The 3,269-nt window shown below is 25.6% G+C and carries 4 protein-coding genes; all 4 read right to left on the reverse strand.

Annotated elements, in window-relative coordinates; all coding sequences use genetic code 4:
- Positions 1–290: 290 nt before the first annotated feature.
- The 4 genes from D9R21_RS05225 to D9R21_RS08445 all read right to left on the reverse strand — a co-directional run bounded on the left by D9R21_RS05225 (position 291) and on the right by D9R21_RS08445 (position 2,898).
- Entirely contained in the window at positions 291–521 is a 231-nt protein-coding gene (locus D9R21_RS05225; protein ID WP_241568790.1) for a hypothetical protein, read from the reverse strand.
- A gap of 75 nt (positions 522–596) precedes the next feature.
- Entirely contained in the window at positions 597–2,252 is a 1,656-nt protein-coding gene (locus D9R21_RS05230) for a hypothetical protein (protein WP_126821380.1), read from the reverse strand.
- Positions 2,253–2,376: 124 nt separating this feature from the next.
- Complete coding sequence (locus tag D9R21_RS08440; protein ID WP_241568791.1) at positions 2,377–2,697, reverse strand: methylated-DNA--[protein]-cysteine S-methyltransferase; 321 nt, start codon at positions 2,695–2,697, stop codon at positions 2,377–2,379.
- Positions 2,698–2,715: 18 nt separating this feature from the next.
- Complete coding sequence (locus tag D9R21_RS08445) at positions 2,716–2,898, reverse strand: hypothetical protein (protein WP_241568792.1); 183 nt, start codon at positions 2,896–2,898, stop codon at positions 2,716–2,718.
- Positions 2,899–3,269 lie beyond the last annotated feature (371 nt).

The following is a 3,269-nucleotide window of genomic DNA, read 5'->3' on the forward strand; positions in this document are numbered from 1 at the left end:
GCAAATTTGTTGTTGCTTATTAATTTTCATTACCATTCCTTTCTTTGATATTATTTTTTTATTTATTAGCCAAATTAATTAATTGAAACAGAGAAAGGACAACACCTTAAGGGGAGAAAAACAGGTATACTTTGTAAAAATTCCTAAGATATTTAATAAATATATGTAACACAACTTGAAGTTAATAAAAAAAGTTGTGATAAAAAGTTTCTATTTTAAGAATTTAAGATGCTGTCCTTTCTCTGAATCAATTAATAATTATGGGTTTAAAAATAAAAAAACAACCCTTTTTATTTAACAAGAGTTGTTTTTTGGAGCTTCATCGTACACGATGCCCGTCGAAGATTTCCTAAGTTAAATTCAAAAATTAATAGTGGAATTCCCACAATTAATAATTCAAAAATATATATTAAGAAAAAATAAAATCCACCATATTTATTAATATAACCAGGTAATCCTCAAATTACCCCTAATCCAATTGCTGCACCTAATGATGAAACAATAAATCCAAATTTTGTCATTTGTTTTTTACTACTAATTTTTTTCCTCCTTTATTTTTAAATAAAAAATGCAATATTGTTGCATTTTTACCATTTCTATTTCTTTTGAGGTCTAATATTACGACTAGTACCTCAAACAAAGGCAATAATAATACTTGTGCAAAAAGTACCAAACATAATAATTAAAAAAATTTTAATAATGTTAACCTTTTGATTATAACTTGCAATATCATCATAGCCAAAAATGTTACCCATATATTGTCCTTTAATTCCTAAACTATTTACAATATTCTTAAAATATTTTGGTGCAACATTTCGTGTTTCTTTAATCATTCCATAGTAAGCATCAACAGCATGCCCCATCTCATGGTTCAAAGTATAAAAAACATTTGGTGAGCTTCATCATCCAATTAAATATTCAGAAATAGTTTTTCCCTGAAAAACATTATCAAATTTTTTTGCAGAAATAACGATATAAGCCCATCTAGTTGAAATAAAACGATTTGACCCTGGTAATGATTGAAAATAATAATTTGTATAAGCTGCTGTTTGTCTACCTTTTTCTAACAATGGTGCATCAGGAGAAAATAAAAATCCAGTTAAAAAATATTTAAAATTGTCACCAGTTATTGCATAAGTCATATTAAATAAATTTAAAATTTGTTCTTTAAGAAACTCCATCAGTTCATCAGTTCATTGATAATATTTTTGCATTGCTTGCACGCTATCTTTTAAGAAAATAGTGCTCCCTTTTTCATGATAATAATTATTTTCATATTCTGTTATCTTTTTTAAATCTTCATCTAACTTATCAAATGATGAATAATATTGATGTTTACTATTATTCATAAAATTTTCAAATTTTATAATCGCTGATTGTGATGCTCGCGTATATGAATCATTCATCATATTTTTTAATTCCGTTGTTAAATCCTGCTTACCATCATTAATAATGCTATTTTGTAGAATATTTCCGTCAAAACTAACATTATCAGTTTTAATATCTTTCATTCCACTTGACTGCCACATAATTAAACTTGTTTTAAGAGCATTAAAAGTATAATTCTGTTCTCATAATTTCCTATTTTTGGGAATTAATTGTTGTAAACCAAGTTCAAAAGATGGCAAAAAATATTTTAAATCAACTGCATCAATTGGTTTAGTTGTTAAATTAGTATTATAACTAATATTTGACTTTGCAGCATACTGATCAATTTTAGCACGTTGTTTTTGTAAAGAAGTAATTCGGGAACCAAAATTCTTTTTTTGAAGCGGAGTATAAATATCAATAAAAAAATTATTTAAAATCTCTCAGCTTTTATTTTTCATTTCGTTTGGCATTGTCATTCATTTTGAATATGCTTCGGCAAAAAATTCTTTCCAAGTTTTCATTCCATAAATACTAGTATTAATAATCGAGGCCATTAATGAAATTTCAAATAATTCTTTCGTATCGATTATCACATTATCAATATTAGTTTTAGTATTATAAATTATATCTTTATTAGCAACAATATTGTTTTCCATCATTTTTACTGTTTTGTTTTGGTCAATATTGGAAGACTTATAAATAAAATACTGTAATAAATAGCCTGAATAAATAAAATCATCTTTGTCAAGTGATGAAACTGCTGTTGGTGATAGTTCTGTAATATATCCCCTTTGATTAATAAAACTAGAAGTAGGTACAAATGTCATATTAATAGTTCCAAACACTAATAAACTACTTGCTATTGTATGAAAATTTCCCATAATTTTTTCTCCTTTTAATATATTAAAAATTTATTGTTGATAATCAACATACTAATTAAAAATAAAATTAATTGTAATAAAAAATACTTTTAACAAAGCATAAATTTAAAATAACAAATACTAATTATCAAATATTTTCTAATTGTAATAACGATGCTTTCATTTCTAACCAACCACGATAGCCACATAAAGCATTATTTTTGCCTAAAACACGATGACAGGGAACAAGAATTGTGATGGCATTATTGCCAATTGCTGTCCCCACAGCTCGCATTGCTTGCGGATGTCCAATTTTTTGTGCAATATCAGCATAACAAGTTGTTGTTCCATATGGTATTTTAGCAACTTCTGCTCAAATCTTTTTTTGAAACAAAGTACCAGTGAAATCAAACGCTAAAGTAAAAAATGTTCGTTTTCCCATTAAATATTCCGTTAATTGCTCCATAACAAGGTTCGTTTTTCCTTATTGATCAGCAATTAATAAAATATTTGGTCCCTTTTTCTTCAACCAAGATTCTAATTCATTAAACCCCTTGTTATTAGAACCAATAAAAGTTACACCTTGTTCAGAAACAGCAACATATAAATTTCAATTATTAACCTTTAAATTGTTATAATACCATTTAGTTAACTTTTGTTTGGCCATATCTTATAACCTTCTAATGATTGCTGTTTTTGATTAAAATAAATTATTTTGTGCTTTAAGGTATTTAAATTATACTATTAATTTATGAAAAACTATTTATAATTAGCAAATTTTTTTATTAGTATGGAAACTGTAATATAAACTGCAATAAATTAAAATTTAAAATCAAAATAATTTTTATTATAAATTATCATATTAAATAAAAAAGATTAACTTAAGACTGCACCCCAAAAAGTAAGTAAAATTAAAAAAGAACTTTACTAAACTTTTAGAGGAGGTGCATTTTTTAATGGCAGGAAAAGAACAAAAATTTAAAACATATACTGCAGAATTTCGAAAAAATACAGTAAAAGAAATTGAACAAACATCGC

It is taken from the genome of Spiroplasma endosymbiont of Megaselia nigra, from assembly GCF_003987485.1.
In the GTDB taxonomy this organism is placed as follows: Bacteria; Bacillota_I; Bacilli_A; order Mycoplasmatales; family Mycoplasmataceae; genus Spiroplasma.